This is a genomic window from Sphingomonas sp. dw_22 (assembly GCF_018449795.1).
Taxonomy (GTDB): domain Bacteria; phylum Pseudomonadota; class Alphaproteobacteria; order Sphingomonadales; family Sphingomonadaceae; genus Sphingomonas.
In genome coordinates this window covers 1-17548 of sequence record NZ_JAAVVE010000050.1, presented here as the reverse complement: position 1 = coordinate 17548, position 17548 = coordinate 1, and the positions used below count along the sequence as shown (strand labels likewise).

Sequence of the window (17548 nt, the reverse complement as noted above, 5' to 3'; positions counted from 1 at the left end):
TTTTTGGAAGTTCAGGTGCGCGGGAGCGCCGCGAGCAGCCGTTCGATGTCATCCAGGTCGTTGAACACCGAAGGGCAGATGCGAAAGCGGTTGCGCGACAGCGTGATCTGGACCTTGGCCGCGGCAAGCGGCGCGGAGAGCTTCGTGTGCGCGCCTTCAAGCACGCAGGTGAGCAGGGGCGCGCGGCTCTCGGGCGGGGTGACGATCGTATAGCCGCGCTCCGCCAGTCCCTTGCGCAATCGCGCCATCAGCGGCTGGCGATGCGCGGCGATGCGATCGACGCCAAGCTTCAGGATATAGTCGAGCGACCAGTCGAGCTGCGCGACCACCGTATGCGAATGCGTGCCGCCGGCGAACAGCCCTTCCATGTCCGGGCGCGGAGTCACGTCGGCAATCGTGTCGCCCGGCGGATCGAAGGGGTAGACGTGCGGGGAAAAGCCGGCGAGCTGATAATAGCCATAACGACTGCGCTTCAGGCGATCGTGCAGGTCGGCGCGGACATAGAGGAAGCCCAGGCCGAAATCGCCCATCAGCCATTTGTAGCTGGCGGTGGCGGCGAAATCGACATTGGTAGCGCGCACGTCGATCGGCACGGTGCCCGCGGCATGGATGATATCGGCATAGACCAACGCCCCGCGCGCATGGGCGATCTCGCACACGCGCTTCAGGTCATGTTCGAAGCCGTTATAGGTCGAGACCAGCGACAGCGCGACCAGCCGCGTGCCGGGCGTGATCGCCTTCTCCATATCCTCGATCGAGATACGATTGTCGCGCGGACGCACCCAGGCGACGTCCATCCCCCGTTTCGCCAGTTCCTCATAGAGATAGAAGGAGCCGAAGAAATGCAGCGTGTCGGTGACGATGCGCCCGCCCGCACGCGGCAGATCCAGTGCATCGATCACGAGCTGCTCGCCCGCCGTGGTACTCTGGACGAAGGCGATCTCCTCCGGCGTCGCGTTAATCAGCCTGGCGAAATTGGCCTTTACCCGCCCCTCCACCGTATCGGTCGGATAGTGCCCGTCGGTGCTGGCCCGCTGATCGAGATAGCCGCGCACGGCATCGCGCGCGCCGATAGCGATCGGGTGCATCGTCCCGGAATCCAGATACGGCCCCGGCATCGGCGCGAAGCTGGCCCTGTCGGGGAGCGAGACGGGCGCGGCTGCTGCCATAGCCCCGCGCGTCGTCAGCGGCGCGGCGCCCGCAGCAGCAAGCACACCGCGCCGCGTAATGCCCGACCTGATCCTCATATCGTCCTCATTTATGTCGTCGTTCAGCCTAGCGCGGCACGCCGGAATAAATTTTACCGTTTTTCCGGCGCCGCGCGTCCGCACCTCGGTCCATGCGGGCAAACCGCCGGCGTTGCGCATAAAAATGCCCCGCTGCCCCGGTTATCAAGATTGCAAGGGAGCCAGGCGTTGAACATGCGAGCCATATCTTGCGCAGTACTGCTTGCGGCAGGATCGCTCATGCCGTCGCATGCGACGGCCGCGACTTGTGCTGGCGACGCGGTCGAAACGCAGCACGCTGCACGTATCGCCGGCGGGCCGCTCCGCTATGTCGCCTGCGTCGGCACGCTGCCGGTGCGAAACCTGCGCGGCGAAGTGCGTGGCAAGATCTTCTACACCGCCTATCTGGTCCCCGGCAGCAAGCGGCGCCCGCTTACCTTTGTCTGGAATGGCGGCCCCGGCGCGGATTCGCGCACGCTCCAGTTCCACGCCGTCGGGCCTCGCATCTTTCGCGACGGCGCGCTGATCGACAATCCGGCCAGTCCGCTCGGCACCAGCGACCTGGTCTTTGTCGATCCCGTCGGCACCGGCTTCAGCCGCGCCGACGATCCGGAGCATGCCGCGGACTTCTATGGCACCAACGCCGATATCGCCTCGGTCGCCGGTTTCGTGCGCGATTTCCGCGCCACCTATCGCCGCATCGCCTCGCCACTGTTCCTCGCGGGCGAGAGCTTCGGCACCTGGCGCGCCGCCGGCGTCGCCGAGCGCCTGATCGACACGCACGTCCCGGTTTCCGGGATCGCGTTGATCTCCGGCGGGATTCCGCTGGGCGACATGCCGGATCGCAACCGCCTCCGCGCGCTGTCGCTGGTCAACCGCACCGCGACCGCGATCGCGCTGAACCGCCTCGCCCCCGCACTTCAGGCCAACCGCGAGCGCACGCTGGCCGAAGCGCGCCGCTGGGCGGAGCAGGTCTATGCGCCCGCCCTCGCCGCGCCCGATGCGCTGTCCTCCGCGAACCGGGCCGCGCTGATCGCCGCGCTCGCCCGCTTCCAGGGGCTCGACCCGACGACGATCGACGTGAAGACGCTTTGGGTCTCGCCGCGCCAGTTTCGCACCGGTTTGCTGGCGAAGGAGGGCAAGACGCTCGGCATCTTCGACATGCGCCAGACGGCAGCGACCGATCTCGAAGCGACCGAAGGCCGCATCGTGCTCGACTATTACCGCCATACGCTCGGCTATCGCGAAGGCAGCTATGCCGGCATCGATGCCCCCGCCAGCGACGCCGGCAATCAGTGGCAATATGACCAGGCACCGATCACGCCGGAGTCGCTCGCTCGCGCCCGCGCCGGCGAAGGACCGCCCAGCCCTTCCCAGCCCTGGGCGCTGCACGCCCTGCAGAAGGCACCGAAGCTGCGCGCCTGGGTTGCAACCGGCCTGTATGACTCGCTCAACAGCTGCGCCGGCAACGAAGCCGTGGTCGCAGGGCTGCCCAAGGTTGTCGCCGCGCGATTCGCGCTGCGCTGCTACGCCGGTGGCCACATGATGTATGAAGATTCGCGCGAGACGCTTCGTTTCGGGCGGGATCTTGCCGCCTTCCTCCGGGTTGGAACATAAATATTGCGCCCATCGCGCGATGCATTGCGATTTCGTTTCAGATTTGTGCCGATCCGGGGTCGGATGGGCAAAAAATTCCTCCCATCCCCGCTATTCTGATGTCCGGTCCAGAACGACCCGCCAACGGCACGGACCATGACATTCGACTTGGGAGCATAAGGGGCACCATGATTCACGCACATACCCGCATCGCCCGGAGGCTGATGGCGACGACGGCCCTGTTCGCAGCGGTTACAGCCGCTCCGGCACTCGCGCAGGACACCGTACCGCAGGACGAAAGCGCATCCGCAACGGATATGGGCGAGGGCATCGTCGTCACCGGATCGCGCATCCGCCGCGCCGAGGCGGACAAGGCTTCGCCCGTCACCGAGATCCAGCAGCAGTCGATCATCGATCGCGGCTACACGAGCGCCGCCGACGCGCTGAACGATCTCCCTTCGAACGTGCCGATGCTGAACCAGGCGGACGGAACGGGCGAAGCGAGCGGATCGGGCCTCCAGGCACCGAACCTGTTCGGCCTCGGCACCGGTCGCACGCTGACGCTGGTGAATGGTCGCCGCATGGTGACGAGCAGCTCCGGCATCGGCGCGCCCGGTGGGGTGGGCGATGCCCAGGTCGATTCCAACATCATCCCGCTCGGACTGCTGGAGCGCGTCGAAGTGTTCCAGGGCGGCGGCGCCGCCGTCTATGGCTCCGACGCGGTCGCGGGCGTGGTGAACTATATCCTCAAGAAGGATTTCACCGGCCTGGTGCTGGATGGCCAGACCGGCATTTCGGATCGCGGCGACTATGGCACGTACAGCCTGCGCGGCACCGCCGGCACCAATTTCGCCGATGGCCGCGGCAATGTCGCGATCGATGTGGGCTGGTCCAAATCGCCGATGCTGCGCTTCTCCGATCGGCCGCTGTCGAACCTCGGCCGCCTGACCGTGACCAATTCCGCCGATACCGGCCCCAGCGACGGCATCCCCGCAGTGAAGGAAATCTTCAACGCGGCCTTCTGGCCGTTCAACGGCAACGGCGTGATCTTCACCGCCCCCGCCCCGCCGCCCAATTTCCTGGCGCGCGACGCGAGCGGCAGCGCCCTGCAGTTCGGGTCCGACGGCAGCGTCATTCCGTATAATACGGGCACGCTTCAGGGCATTCCCTTCGCATCGGGCGGCGACGGTTTCGCCTATCAGGAGCTTGCCGGCCTGCGGACCGGGGTCGAGCGCTATACCGGCAATCTCGTCGGCCATTACGACATCAGCGATCACATGAAGCTTTCGACCGAGCTTCTCTATGCCCATACCAAGGGCACCGAGATCCCGCAGGGCAACAGCTACACCACGCTGAACGCCGGCAGCTATGCGGGTCCGATCGCCTTCACGATCGACAACCCGTTCCTGACCAGCCAGGCCAAGGCAGCGCTCAGCGCCGCCCGGCCGTCCTTCGCGACCGGCGCACCACTCTACCTCTCCAAATATTTCTACGATCTGGTTCCCAGTGGCGAACAGACCACGGCCACCGACACCTATCGCGGTCTCGTCACGCTGGAGGGCGATTTCGACGTCGGCAGCCGCAATTTCTACTGGTCGCTGTCGGGCAGCTATGGCCGGGTCGAAGGGCAGCAGCGTAGCTGGCAGGTCATCAACAGCCGCTTCACCAACGCGATCAACGCGGTATCGAGCGGCGGGCAGATCGTCTGCGCGATCAACACCGATGCGGACACCGCCAATAACGACGCCAGCTGCGCGCCGATCAATCCCTTTGGCCGGGGCAATGTCAGCGAAGCGGCACGCGCCTATGTCAGCACCCGCGCCGGGCTCAACTGGGTGAACGAGCAGGTCGACGTGCTCGCCACGCTGGGCGGCACCGTCGTATCGCTGCCGACGGGCGATGTGCAGTTCAGCACCGCCTATGAGCATCGCGACGAAAAGGCCCGTTTCACGCCGCTGACCGCCAACCAGCTTGGTCTGTTCGGCGACGGCTCGCAGCAACTTGCCCAGTCGGGCGGCTACAACACCAACGAGCTTTCGGCGGAAATCGTCGTGCCGCTGATCGGCAAGGGCTTCTCGCTGCCGCTGGTCAAGGCGCTCGAGTTCAACGGTGCCTTCCGCTATGTCGACAATTCGCTCGCCGGTTCGGAGAATGTCTGGGACGCGGGGCTGCGCTGGGAAGTCTTCAGCGGACTGACGCTGCGCGGGTCGCGCAGCCGCAACTTCCGCGCGCCGACGCTTACCCAGCTTCTCGCCCCGACATCGAGCGGGTTGGACGGGGTGGGATTTGATCCGTGCGACGCGGATCGGATCAACAGCGGCCCGAACCCGGCGGTGCGCCGTCAGAACTGCCTGGCCGCCTTTACCGCGAATGCCGGCTATGGCGTCGATGCCGACGGTACGGGCGCAGGCCTGACCGCGGCCGAGCGGCTGGCACGCTTCCAGGATCCCTCGGAGAATTTCAGCCGGGCGACAGTCACGAGCGGCGGCAACGGCAATCTGCGCAACGAAATCTCCGACACGCTGACCTATGGTTTCGTGTTCCAGCCGAGCTTCGTCCCTGGCCTGACGGTCAGCGCCGACCGCGTCGAGATCGATCTGAAGGACGGCCTGTCGCCCTTCACCACCGAAAACTTCACCGCCGCCTGCTACGACGAACCGAACCCGGATTCGGCGGTGTGCAGCGCCTTTACCCGCCTTGCCGCCAGCGACGGGATCAGCCCCGGCGGCACGATCATCACCGGCACGACGACCACGTTCAATGCCGGCGTAATCAAGTATCGCGGCGAGACCTATACGGTCGATTATCGGTTCGCGCTGGCCGATCTGTTCGGCGGCAACGACCTGGGCCGGCTGGGCCTGCGTGCGACGGCGACCCACAACGCGCTGCTGACGACGTCCGTGACGGGCACCACGTTCACCACCACCAGCGACACCTATCTGAGCCCCGAATGGCTCGGCCAGTTCAACCTGGTGTATGACAAGGGTCCGTTGCGCTTCACCTATCAGCTCGATTATCGCGGCCGGACCCATTCGGGCGCGGACGTCTCGATCGAGACGACGCCCAATCCGATCCTGTCGGCGAACGTCGTCCACAGCGTGTCGACCCAATATGATCTCGGCAAGTTCGCGATCCGGGCCGGTATCGACAACCTGACCGACAAGGAGCCCTCCTACCCGCAGATCGCCTATGGCGACATCCTGGGGCGGCGCTTCTTCCTGGGTGCGACCATCAAGTTGAAGTAATCATGTTGCCCGGCCCCGTGCCGGGCAACGCTGATCGCTTGAACGAGGCTTCGAACGGAAAACGAAACGAGTGATGAGCCGGCCGGAGTCAACCGACCTCTTTCTCTCCGCCCCGGGCGGAGAGGATAATATTGGCGCCGAAGCGCATGGCGGGGAATCCTATTCGCACTGGGTGCGAAAGGTGATCCGTGCCGTGCGATCGGAGCGAAACCTGCTGGTGAGCCTGTTCGACAGTTCGGTGCCCGAGCCGTTCGATCTGCTGCGCCGTCTGATGGTCGAAGGTTTTTCCGAGCCGATCACGTCGCGCTACACCAGCGCCTTCGACAGCGGAAATCCCTATGTCGTCGAGCAGCTCGCTCGCCGATATGCCGTGCCCGCCGAGCAGATATTGTGCACCACCGGCGCAACCGGCGCGCTCTCGCTGATCTATCGCGCGCTCATGGCGCCCGGCGATCGGGTGCTCGTCGAAAATCCGGGATTCGATCTGTTCCACAAGATCGCCGAGGCACATGGCTTCGGCGTCGATCGCTTCGAGCGGCGCGGCGAGAACTTCTCGATAGATCCCGATGAGATCGCCGCCCGGATCGGGCCGAAGACGCGGCTCATCATCCTGTCCGATCTGCACAACCCCTCGGGCATGGCGCTCGATCGGGAAACGCTTGTTGCCATCGGCCGCATCGCGGAGGCGCGCGGCGTCACCGTGATCGTCGACGAAGTCTATGGCGACTATGTCGATGCGGCGCTGCGTCCGCCACCGGCGGCCAGCCTGTCGCCGGCATTGGTCAGCATCAGCAGCCTGACCAAGTCGCACGGCCTCAGCACCTTGCGCTGTGGCTGGATCGTCGCCGAGCCGGGCAAGATGCGGACGATCCGCACGCTGGCCGAGGAAATTGATTTCGGCGTCTCGAACCTGGCCCATGCCGTTGCCGCGCTGGTGCTCGAGCAGCCGAAAATGTTCGACGGCTATCGCATGCGGATGCTGGCGCGGGCGCGGCCGATCATCGAATCCTATCACGGCTATTGGCTGGACGAGGGATTGATCGAAGGCGCGCTGCCGGCTTTTGGCTGTATCGCCTTCCCGCGGCTGGTGGGCATCGACGACACTGTCGCTTTCTCCGAATGGCTGGCGGATCGCTGCGGCGTAATCGTCGCGCCCGGCGAATATTTCGGCGCGGCCGGCCATATCCGGATCGGCTTCGCGCGCGCGCCGGCCGATATCGATTATGGCTTGCAGGCGCTGACCGATGGCTTGATCCGCCATCGCGATCAGCGGGCATCGGCGAAGGGCATGGAATAGGCATGCGACAGCATATCCGGCGCAGATCGCGTATCATGCTGACCAGCTCCGCACTGCTTGCCTCGGCCCTGTTCGCCGGGGCGGCGTCCGCACAGGATACTGGCTCGCCGCAGGTCCAGGCCCGCAGCGAACAGACGGTGACAGCCGCCGGCAAGCGGCTGGCGATCGCTGCGGAAGTGGGGCTCGTCCCGGTGGCCAGCAAGCCGGGCCATGCGGATGCAACCGCCGGCTATATCTCCTATGTCGGCCCCGCCCGAGCGGACCGTCCGGTCCTTTTCATATTCAACGGCGGCCCCGGCGCCGCTTCGGCCTATCTTCAGATGGGCGCGTTGGGGCCCATGCGGGCCCATGTCCCGCAGGATCCTGCCGCTGTGCTGCCTGCCCGGGCGACGGTTTCGGAAAATCCCGAAACGCTGCTCGACATCGCCGATCTCGTCTTTCTCGATCCTCCCGGCACGGGTTTCTCGAGAATCTCCGCGGATGCCGACCGGAGCTTCTACCAGTCGGTGAAAGGGGATGCCGATGCGGCAGCACAGGCCGCGCAGGCATGGCTGACGGCACATGGCCGCACCGCCGCGCCGATTTACATATTGGGCGAGAGCTACGGAACGATCCGCGCGGCGGCGATGGTCGATGCGCTGCGGACGCATGCCCCCGCGCTGGCGCTGCGCGGCATATTGCTGCTCGGCCAGGCGCTCAACATGATCGAGACGTCGCAGCGGCCGGACAATGTCGTGGCCTATCCGGTATCGCTGCCGACGCTGGCAGCGATTGCCTGCTACCACCACAAGCGCCCCGGCAGCTGCGACCCCACGCAGAGCGCAGCCGAGGCATCGGCATTCGGTCCCACCTATCTTGACGCATTGTTCCGCGGCGGCGCGCTTGATGGAGCTGCGCGCACGAAGATCGCGGCGAAGCTGGAAGCTCTGACCGGCATCTCCGCCGCCTATTACCTCGCGCACGACCTGCGCATCTCGAAGGAGCAGTTCCGCGTCGAGCTATTGCGCGATGAAGGAAAGGTGCTCGGCCGCTATGACGCGCGCTACACCGCTCCGCGGCCCGCCGATGCCGGCGATGTCGTCGGGCCCGATGCCTTTTCCCCGGTTTCCGATCTCTATGGAAAGGCCGTGCTTGGCCAACTGGCCAGGATCGGAGTGGCCGATCCCGCCGACTATCGGGTGATCGTCCGCTTTCCGGGCGACTGGGCCTATGGCGCCGGAGATTCGCCGTTCAACGACTGGCCGTTCATGGCCCAGCTCGAAAAGAACATGGCCGCCAATCCCGAACTGCGGCTGTTCGTCGGCACCGGGCTGTTCGACCTGACGACCACGGTCGGCGCGACGGACTATCTCTTCGCCCAGGCATCGCTGCCGGCGGAACGCTATCATAATGCCCGCTATCCGGCCGGGCATGTCGCCTATTCCGACGATGCGAGCTGGCATCAGCTCGTCACCGATATACGCGCCTTTCTGCGCGCAGGTTCGTCGCAGTGACGGAGCCCGCCGGGGACCGGGCGCTGGCCAAGGGCATCGATCTGGGCGGCGTCGTCGCCATGGGCCTTGGCACGGCGGTAGGCGTCTCGATCTTCTCGGCGATCGCGCCGGCCGCGGCGATCGCGGGGCCGGCGATGCTGTTCTCCGCGCTGATTGCGGCGCTGCCAATGTATCTGATCGCGGTCAGCTATGCTTTCCTCGGCTCGGCCCTGCCGGTTTCCGGCGCGTCCTTCGCCTGGCCCGCACGATTTCTGAGCCCTGGCTGGGGCTTCTACATCGCGTGGGCCCGGATCATCGCGAACATGGGTGCGATGGTGGTGCTCGCTCTGGTGTTGGTCCGCTATGCCTCGATGATCGTGCCGCTGCCGGTCAAGCCGACGATGTTCGCGGTGTTGCTGCTGGCGCTCCTCGCCAATCTGTTCGGCGTCCATATCGCCGCCCGGGTGCAGAAGGTGCTGCTGGTCGCGATGCTGTTGCTGTTCGCGGTCTTCGTCTTCTGGGGCGGTGCGACCGCAGTCGACGTTTCGCGCCTTCAGCCGCTGTTTCCGAATGGCCTTCACGGCATGATCGCCGCCACGCCGCTGCTGATGGGCCTGTTCTTCGGGATCGAGGCCGCAACCGAAGCCGGCGCCGAAGTCGCCGATAGCCGGCGCACCATCCCGCTGGGCATCGCCCTGTCGATCGGCTCGGCGACCCTGCTCTATCTCGCCGTGGGATTCGTCGCCTTGGGCGTATTGGGCAGCGAAGCGCTGGGCGCCAGCGACGCGCCGATCCTCGACGCCGCGAAGCACTTCATGGGCCCGATCGCGACGCCGCTGGTGGTGCTGGCGGCAGTGCTGTCGATCGGCAAGTCGCTCAACGCCATGTTCGCGATGTTCAGCCGCAGCCTCTATGCGATGGGTACGGCCGGGGTGTTTCCCGCCATGTTCGCCCGGGTTCATCCGCGCTGGCAGACGCCCCATATCGCATTGCTCGCCGTGTTCGCCATCGGGTGTGCCGGGCTGTTCCTGCCGATGGAACTGACCTTCCTGTTCCTGGCGGTCAACATTCCGAACCTGCTCAAATACGCCAGCATCTGCCTTTCCGCGGCGCGCGTCACCGAGCGTCATCCCGATCTGTATGAAAGCGCTGCGTTCAAGCTCGCCCGGCCCCGGATGCGCGTTATCGCATATGCCGGATCGGCCTGCGCCCTGGCGCTTATCTTTGTCGGGCTGGAGGCGGACTGGCGCCCCTACGCACTACTTGCGAGCTGGATGGTGGTGGGAATGATCTTCCGCGCCGCCACGGGTAACTTCCGAAAGAGTTAGGGGCGCCGCCGAATAGCGAGGTCAGGTCCGGCGCTCGACCGAGGCGAAAAGGCGCGATATGACAGCATTGGCCGACAAGCGGCCGCCTTGCCTCCTGACGATATATCAACCGCTGTGCGCGAATTGCGAACCAGCGATGTCAAGCACGGCGCCGCCGCCGAATGCCACATGGCTTTATCTTCGATACTCGTGATTTGGAGAGTTTGATGGGCAAGTTCAGCATGCAGCTTCTATCTCGTTTTGGACCTGCGCCAGTTCGCAATGCGATAGTGCGCGGATGTGCGGTCGGCCTGGTCTTGATAGCTGATCCGGCGATCGCGCAGGACGCGCCTAAGCCTGGGTTTCGCATGCCCGATCCGGTCGATTTCGAGCATGAGGTTCCGGGGTTCGTATCAATATTCGATGGCAAGTCCTTGCATGACTGGGACGGCGACAGCCGGTACTGGCGCGTCGAGGACGGCGCGATTGTCGGCCAGTCGACTGCCGAAAAGCCCGTCAGCAACTCCTACATCGTCTATCGCGGGATGGTCGCCAAGAATTTCGACCTCAAATTCGAGATCAAAGTCGAGCAAGGCGGCGGTTCGGGATTTCAGTATCGCAGCCAGACAGGCCGCCCCTGGGATCGTTCCGCGCGCCCGGATGAGCCGGCCTATGATCTCGATCGCATGATGACCGGCCCACAGGCCGACTTCTGGTTCCCGGTGCATCCCTCGACGGCCCGCTTCTCCGGCCAGTTCTACACGGAGAATAGCCCACTCGGCATTCTCGCCTGGAGGGGACAAGTGACGGAGTCGGAACCCGGCGCCTTCAAACGCATGGTCGGTACTTTCAGCGATCTGGAAGCGCTCGGGGGCTATGTCAAAACGAACGACTGGAACCAATACGAGGTGATCGCGCGCGGCGGCGTGTTTATCCATCTGATCAACGGCCACCTGATGGCAGTGCTGGTCGATGACGATCCCAAGTCGATCAACAACATGGCGGGCAAGTTCGGCATCGAGCTGGAGGGCTTCCCGTCAAAGGTCTCAGTTCGATCGATTCGCGTGAAGTCCTTCGATTGAGCCACTAGCGCAGGCGGCGGGGTCTGTCGGGCCGGCAGACCCCGCCCTCAAAAGCCGGATTGTCATTTGCGCGCATGAAATCCGACTCGGTTGAGCGGATCACGCATGCCTCGATCCGGGAGGGGGAACGGCCGCCTTCCGGGGGAGCTCCGAAGCGGCCTCTATTTGAGTTCGCCCGCTGCGACATAGATCGGATTGCCGATCAGCAGCAGGCGCCCCTGGTCGTCGCGCACCTCCGCCCGGATCCAATGGGCATGCCCGTCGCTTTGCCATGGCGCGATCGAAACCGGGCTGCTCGCGTCGAACGCGGCGCGAAAGGCCGGCTCGGCCCGGCCGTCGATCACCAGTTGCACGATGCCGCTCGGCACGCCCTTGAGATCGACCGCGAAGCGGACGGCCTCGCCGGCGCGCGGACGCAGCGTCTGGCCCATCTCCGCATGCTGGTCCCCGGCGGATGCCGAAAGATCGAGGAACCGATCCCGCGTGCCGTCTATGTCGATGAACACCCGCCCCGAACGGATGCCGGCAAGGAAGCCGTGGACCGACAGCTCGGGCATATAGACGACAGTGGTCGGGCTGCCGACGGCGCCGCGCACGGCGGGCGGTACAACCTCATGGCTGTCACTGCCGCCGATGCCGGTGACGTGCTGGCCCGCATTCAGGAGCTTCGTCCAGTAGCTGAAACCCTGGAGCGGGCTCTCGGCCGATTGAGTCATCCGCATCGTGCCGCCGTTCACGACCTCGACCGAATCCACGGCGCCGGCCGGCAGGTCGTCGACACGCCAGCCGCACCCCATGCACGTCTCGCCCGACGGCGCGCCGGCATGGTTGATCGACACGATCCCGCCTTCGCGATGGACCGCGTCCATCCATTTGCGCGCCTGGTCCCAGCTCGGGCCGGTCATGCGGAAATCGAGGAAATCGGTGGGGCCGAAGACATTGCTGTGGCCCCAGAAGGTGGTGATCTCACGCCCCGGCACCAGCAACAGCCGGTCGAACGCGCCCTGGAGCTCGCGCAACGCGTTGTAGTGCGCGGTCGTGTTGTGATCGCTCAGCGCGATGAAATCGAGGCCGCGCGCCGCCGCCGTCTCGACGGTGCGATAGACGGGGCACGGTATGCTCACGCCCGACTGGGCCTTGCACCTGCCGTCGCTGTTGCCGCTGTGCATGTGCAGGTCGCCGCGATACCAGCCGGGCTTGGCCGCGATCGGGGCGTCGGCGAATTCGGTGACGCTCGGCGCACGCTCGATGAAGATCTGCGCCTCGAAGGGAGCGCGGGCACCTTCGCGGATATTGGGCGCGCCGAGGATCAGGTTCCAGCGCCCGGCGGGCAGCGGCCCGGGGAGATAGCCCGGCGTCGCGTCCTCGGCGCTGAGCGTCATCCGGCTGCGGGTGCCGCCGCTCCAGCCGCGGAAGCGCTGTGGATCGCGCAGGCCAAGGTCGATGACCGAGCGCTGCTCCTTGCCGCCATAGCTGAAGCGGATGGTCACCCGCGTCACTCCGGCGGGCAGGTCGAAGGGGACTTCGGTATAATGTTCGAAGCTGGCGCGGGTCAGCTCGCCCTTGAGCACCTGCCAGGGCGTGCCCGCATCCTCCCCCTTCGGCGGCGGCCCCGCCTGCCCGTCCTGCGCGAACGCAGGCACGGCCAGGGCAAGGAGCGTGGCGAAAAGGGCGGACGCGGGACGCTTCGTCATGGTCAGAACCGATACATCAGCGCCGCGCGGAAATTCCGCCCGATCAGCGGCCGCGCGATGAAGGTGTTGGCGCCGGCATCGCCGTTCTGCAGCTCGCCCGCGCGCGGATTGCCCTCGGTCAGGCCCAGCGAGTTGTTGAGATTGTCGACATAGCCATAGACCGACAGCCCCTTCGACACGTCGAACCGCGCGCTCAGGTTGATCGTGCCATAGGCCGGCAGCCGCACCGAATTGGCGGTGTCGACATAGCGGGCGCCTTCATATTCCCACGAGCCCTGAAGCCGCACGCGGCCGTCGAGCAGGTTGAGGCCCGGCACCAGCCTCAGGCTGACGGTCGGCACGCGGATCAGGCGATTGCCGTCGAAATCGAAGGTCTTGCCCGCCTGATCGACATAGGTGAGCCCCTTGTACTTCGGATCCTCCAGCGTCGCCGTGGCCGACAGGTCGAACCAGCGGACCGGGCGCACCGTGCCCTCCAGCTCCAGGCCGAAGGTCTGGGTATCGGCATAGCGCGTCTCGCTCACCGCCGGGCCGTTCAGGTCGAAGCGATAGTTGGCGAAGGAGACGTTGTTGTACTTCGTCCAGAATCCGGTCGCGTAGAGATCGACCAGCGGGCTGGAATATTTCAGGCCGACTTCGCCCAGGTCCATCGTCTGGACGATCGGCACCGCCGTGGGGCTGGTGACGTAATTGCCCAGGCTCGGCAGGCGATTGGCCGAGGTATAGCGGGCGAACAGCCCGGCATGCCTGGAGAACTGATAGTCCGCGCCCAGCGTCCAGGTCGCGTGGCTGAAATCATTGTCGTAGTTCGCATAGACGCCGGTACCGGTGCTGATCGACGAGGTCGCCGGATTGTTCGGGTCGAGATTGACCGTCTTCTTCAGCGCCACCGTGCCGCGCGCGCGCATCGTCTCCCAGCGCACGCCGCCGTCGATGCGCAGGTTCGGCGTGACCTGCCATTCGTCGGCCAGATAGAGGGCGTTGGTGGTCTGCTCGCCATGCGCGTCCTCCCACTCATAGCCGTATTTGTAGATGCCATGATCGGTGAAGGTCTTGAGGACGTTCCCGGCGCCGTCCACCGCCACCAGGTCGAGCAGCCGCGCATTGTCCTGCACGTCGAGCAGCGCGGTCGAGGAATAGCGGCCGAAATTCTCGTCGATATGCGCGAAATAATAGCCGAAGGTGATGTCGTGGGTGGTCGAGCCCATGTTGAAGCGGTGCGAGATGCGCGTGTCGCTCATGAACTCCTTCACCGGCAGCGTCAGCCCGCGCAGGCCGCCGACGATCACCAGCCCATTGCCGTTCTGGTTGGCGGTGTCGAACACCTGGCTCGGCGAGGTCGCATAGCGGAACTGGAGCGCGGTCGCGCCCGGTGCCTGGCCCAGCAGACCCGCCTGCTGGGTGAGCAGGCTCGCCGCGCTCTGGAGCGTGTTGGGATAGACGCCGTTCCGCTGCGTCCAGGTATCGGTATAGCGTGAAGTGTTGGTGATCTTCCAGTCGTCCCACGGCTCGAACTCGAACTTGGCCGTAGCCTGGGTGCGCTTCACCTGGGTGCCGACGCTGTTGTCGAAATCATAGATGCTGCCATCGCCCTGGATCATCTTCACGCGCTCGGTCTCCGGCCCGGCGACCGTGCCGTAATGGCCGTCGAAGCCCGGCACCGCGCGGATCTTGCCGTCGTCATAGGTGCGCATCGGGATGCCGGTGTAGAAGCCGACGATATCGTCCATCCGCTTCACGTCGAAGCTGAACTTGGCGCGCTCCCAGTCACGCGAGACGGTGGCGCGGATCTGGCCGCCATGATTGGCGGTGAAGCCGGGATCGCGCACGCCGCCCTCGGAGCGATAGAAGCCGCCCACCGCGAACTTCCACTCGCCCACCGGCGCGCCGACCCAGAAATCGGTGCGATACTGGCTGTCGGCGCCCAGCGTCATCTTGACCAGCCCCTCGGCATGGTCGCCCACCTTGCGCGGGATGAAGTTCACCGCGCCCGCCGGCGCGTTCGAGTAGAAGAGCGAGGCCGGACCGCCGCGCACCACTTCGATGCGGTCGATCGTCTCGTCGAGGCGGAAGGCCTGGTCGCCGTTCAGATAGCCGAGCGCCGGATCGTGCTGGACGGGCACGCCGTCTTCCAGCAGCTGGATCGAGCCGAAGCCGTCCACCGGCACGCCGCGCGCGCGGACGTTGCCGCTCGCCTCGCCGCCCGAGGATTCGACCCAGAAGCCGGGGACCGACTTCAGCGCCTCGGTGACGCTGGTCGGCGCCTGGAGGCGCAGCGCCTCCTCGGTGATCTGGGTGACCGAATAGCTCATCTCGGCCTTGGTCCGCTCGCCGGTGCCGGCGCGGCCGGTGACGATGATCTCGTCGCCCTGCGCCGCCTGGGCGTCGGCGCCGCTCTCGGCCTGCCGGTCCTGCGATTGGGCTTGCGCGTCCTGCGCCCATGCGGGCGCCGCCCCGGCGCACAGGATGGCAAGCAGCGACGACGTCATCAGCAACGGCTTCATGAGATTCCCCTTTTGGTTCGTTCACGCAGGTCTTCTCCGGTCCGCGAGGTTCGCGGCCGGTCGTTCCGGCGCGCGGCTGCGCGTCGGTGAAATGCTTTCGGTTGTGCTTCGCGGCGCAGACGGGATGGGCGGCGGTTTCCGCTATCGCCCGCGGAAAAATTTTTCGCGGCGGCGATGGCGCGCCGCTGTCAACCAGATGTCACACCCGCGCTCTAGGCGCCGTACCGGTTCGACATTTCCGGTGGAGCGGCGAAGACATGGCATGGCTGCGCGACATCGACATCTGGTTCGCCGATCACGTCTTCGCCTATCACCAGCAGACGCGGCGCTACGCGATCAGCCTCGTCCGCCAGCCGGAAGAGGCCGAGGAGCTGGTGCAGGAAGCCTATGCGCGGCTGTTCGCGCTCGATGACTGGGCATCGATCGCCAATCCGCACGCCTTCACCATGCGGATCGTCCGCAACCTCGCGATCGAGCGGTTTCGCCGTGCCGAGGTGGTCCGGCTCGACCAGGGCGCGGTGCTGCACACGCTCGACATCGCCGACCAGGATCCGACCCCCGATGTCGTGGCGATGGACCGATCCGAGCTGCGCCAGGTCGTAAAGGTGATGCAGGAAATGCCGCCGCGCATGCGCGAGGCCATGGTCCTTCGACGAATTGAGGGCTTGCCGCCGGCCCAAGTAGCGGAAAGAATGAATATCTCCGTCTCAACGGTGGAGACACACCTTATCAAGGCGCTTCGCCTATTGGTGCACAGACTGAACCGACAGGACGCACGGGCGAAGACGGAGCTGGCAACTACATGGGAGACGAAGGAAAGGCTGGAGCGGAGCTGAGCGATCAAGCAATCGAATGGCTGGTGGCGCTCGACTGCGGCACCGCCGACGAACAGGCGTTCGAAGCCTGGCGCGATGCGGATCCCCGGCATGCTGCGGCCTTTGCCCAGGTTGCCGCGACCTGGCGGCGGACTGCCGACGCGCGCCTCTCCGTCCTGCTCGACCAGCCCGCCGACGCCGCTCCGCCACCCGAACCCGAGGCTGAACCCGCCGCAGCGCGGACGGTGTCGCGCCGTGCCGTGGCCGGGGGCGCCGCAGCCGTGGTGCTCGGGCTCGGCGGGGCCGGGGCCTTCCTGGCATGGCCGCGCCGGGCGTTCGCCTCGACCGCGATCGGCAAGCGCCAGACCATCCGCCTCCCCGACGGCAGCCACGCGATGCTCAACACCGATACGCGCGTGTCCTGGCGTTTCGAGAACGGGCGCGAGTTCTGGATCGAGCGCGGCGAAGCGGCCCTGCTCGTCCGCGAGGCGGAGACGCCGTTCCGCGTGTACAGCGATCCGATCGACGCGCGCCTGAGCGGCGGCAGGTTCAATATCCGGCTCGCGGACGATGGCGGCCGGCTGCTCGTCCTGGCCGGCAGGGCCGCGGCGGCCTATCGCGGCACGCTCGCCGAGACGATCCATGCCGGCAGCTCGCTGACGATCAGCGACGGCGCCGCACGGGTCGCCGCCCTGTCGCCGGATGCGATCGCGGCCGCCACGGCGTGGGAGCAGGGCAAGATCGTGTTCAACGGCATGCCGCTCGATCGGGCGATCGCCGAGTTCAACCGCTATCTCTCCGACAAGATCGTGCTCCAGCAGGCCGATCTCGCCGCCACGAGCCTGGGCGGGGAATTCCGGATCGACGATCCCGACAGCTTCCTGCTGGCGCTTCGCGAGAGCTTCGGCATCGGCAATCGCCGGCAGGACAACCGGATCCTGCTGTATCGCGGCGACACGCCGCCCCAAACCCGCCGCTGATCTCCCTCTCCCCTCTGGGGAGAGGGCTAAGTATGTCGGCGAGGTGACACGAAGCTGTCGCGCGCGGACGCCAGTGAGGATTCATGCGTCTGACTCGCGGCCTTCTGTTCGGCGTGGCAATGATCGTCTCCGTGCCGGTCCAGGCCGCGCAGGGCGAGCGAGCCGCGCGGTTCGACATCCCGGCCCAAGGGCTCGCGGGCGCGCTCGACCAGTTCGCCCGCCAGGCCGGCGTGCAGATCCTCTACCCCCATAAGTACCACCGGCACTCCCCAACGCTGGGCCGGCGCGAGCGCGGCCCGGTCGTCGGGTGCACACAAGCGGTGCCCTAGT

At 66.0% G+C, this 17548-nt stretch carries 12 protein-coding genes; 9 read left to right on the top strand and 3 right to left on the bottom strand.

Features of this window, described 5'->3' with window-relative positions; genetic code table 11:
* Positions 1-11: 11 nt before the first annotated feature.
* Positions 12-1247 (bottom strand): aminotransferase class V-fold PLP-dependent enzyme, encoded by a 1236-nt coding sequence (locus HB724_RS17470; RefSeq protein WP_213982226.1) that lies wholly within the window; start codon positions 1245-1247, stop codon positions 12-14.
* Positions 1248-1466: 219 nt separating this feature from the next.
* Between HB724_RS17470 and HB724_RS17465 the strand changes: the two genes are divergently transcribed.
* The 6 genes from HB724_RS17465 to HB724_RS17440 all read left to right on the top strand — a co-directional run bounded on the left by HB724_RS17465 (position 1467) and on the right by HB724_RS17440 (position 11225).
* Positions 1467-2843, top strand: coding sequence for a peptidase S10 (locus HB724_RS17465; RefSeq protein WP_213982225.1), 1377 nt, complete (start codon positions 1467-1469; stop codon positions 2841-2843).
* 167 nt (positions 2844-3010) lie between these two features.
* On the top strand, positions 3011-6067 hold the full coding sequence (locus tag HB724_RS17460) for a TonB-dependent receptor (RefSeq protein WP_213982224.1): 3057 nt from the start codon (positions 3011-3013) through the stop codon (positions 6065-6067).
* Between the two features lie 172 nt (positions 6068-6239).
* On the top strand, positions 6240-7364 hold the full coding sequence (locus HB724_RS17455; RefSeq protein WP_346344753.1) for a pyridoxal phosphate-dependent aminotransferase: 1125 nt from the start codon (positions 6240-6242) through the stop codon (positions 7362-7364).
* Positions 7365-7399: 35 nt separating this feature from the next.
* A complete protein-coding gene (locus HB724_RS17450) occupies positions 7400-8857 on the top strand; it encodes a septum formation initiator (protein WP_213982222.1) in 1458 nt (485 codons plus the stop codon).
* Positions 8854-10164 (top strand): APC family permease, encoded by a 1311-nt coding sequence (locus HB724_RS17445; RefSeq protein ID WP_346344752.1) that lies wholly within the window; start codon positions 8854-8856, stop codon positions 10162-10164. The genes HB724_RS17450 and HB724_RS17445 overlap by 4 nt, the downstream gene beginning before the upstream one ends.
* Before the next feature lie 206 nt (positions 10165-10370).
* Positions 10371-11225, top strand: coding sequence for a DUF1080 domain-containing protein (locus tag HB724_RS17440; RefSeq protein ID WP_213982221.1), 855 nt, complete (start codon positions 10371-10373; stop codon positions 11223-11225).
* Between the two features lie 161 nt (positions 11226-11386).
* On the opposite strand, the gene HB724_RS17435 is transcribed toward HB724_RS17440, so the two are convergent.
* Together HB724_RS17435 and HB724_RS17430 are read right to left on the bottom strand one after the other, a co-directional pair.
* Positions 11387-12919, bottom strand: coding sequence for a CehA/McbA family metallohydrolase (locus tag HB724_RS17435; RefSeq protein ID WP_213982220.1), 1533 nt, complete (start codon positions 12917-12919; stop codon positions 11387-11389).
* A gap of 2 nt (positions 12920-12921) precedes the next feature.
* Positions 12922-15423 carry a TonB-dependent receptor gene (locus HB724_RS17430; RefSeq protein ID WP_213982219.1) on the bottom strand — a complete coding sequence of 834 codons (2502 nt, stop codon included), beginning with the start codon at positions 15421-15423 and terminating at the stop codon, positions 12922-12924.
* A gap of 257 nt (positions 15424-15680) precedes the next feature.
* On the opposite strand from HB724_RS17430, the gene HB724_RS17425 reads away from it, so the two are divergent.
* From HB724_RS17425 to HB724_RS17415, 3 genes are all read left to right on the top strand, one after another.
* Positions 15681-16259, top strand: a complete 579-nt coding sequence (locus HB724_RS17425; protein WP_213982218.1) for an RNA polymerase sigma factor — start codon at positions 15681-15683, stop codon at positions 16257-16259.
* Positions 16226-17218 carry a FecR domain-containing protein gene (locus HB724_RS17420; protein WP_213982217.1) on the top strand — a complete coding sequence of 331 codons (993 nt, stop codon included), beginning with the start codon at positions 16226-16228 and terminating at the stop codon, positions 17216-17218. Before HB724_RS17425 ends, HB724_RS17420 begins: the two co-directional genes overlap by 34 nt.
* An 83-nt stretch (positions 17219-17301) precedes the next feature.
* Entirely contained in the window at positions 17302-17547 is a 246-nt protein-coding gene (locus HB724_RS17415; protein ID WP_213982216.1) for a hypothetical protein, read from the top strand.
* Position 17548: the final 1 nt, after the last annotated feature.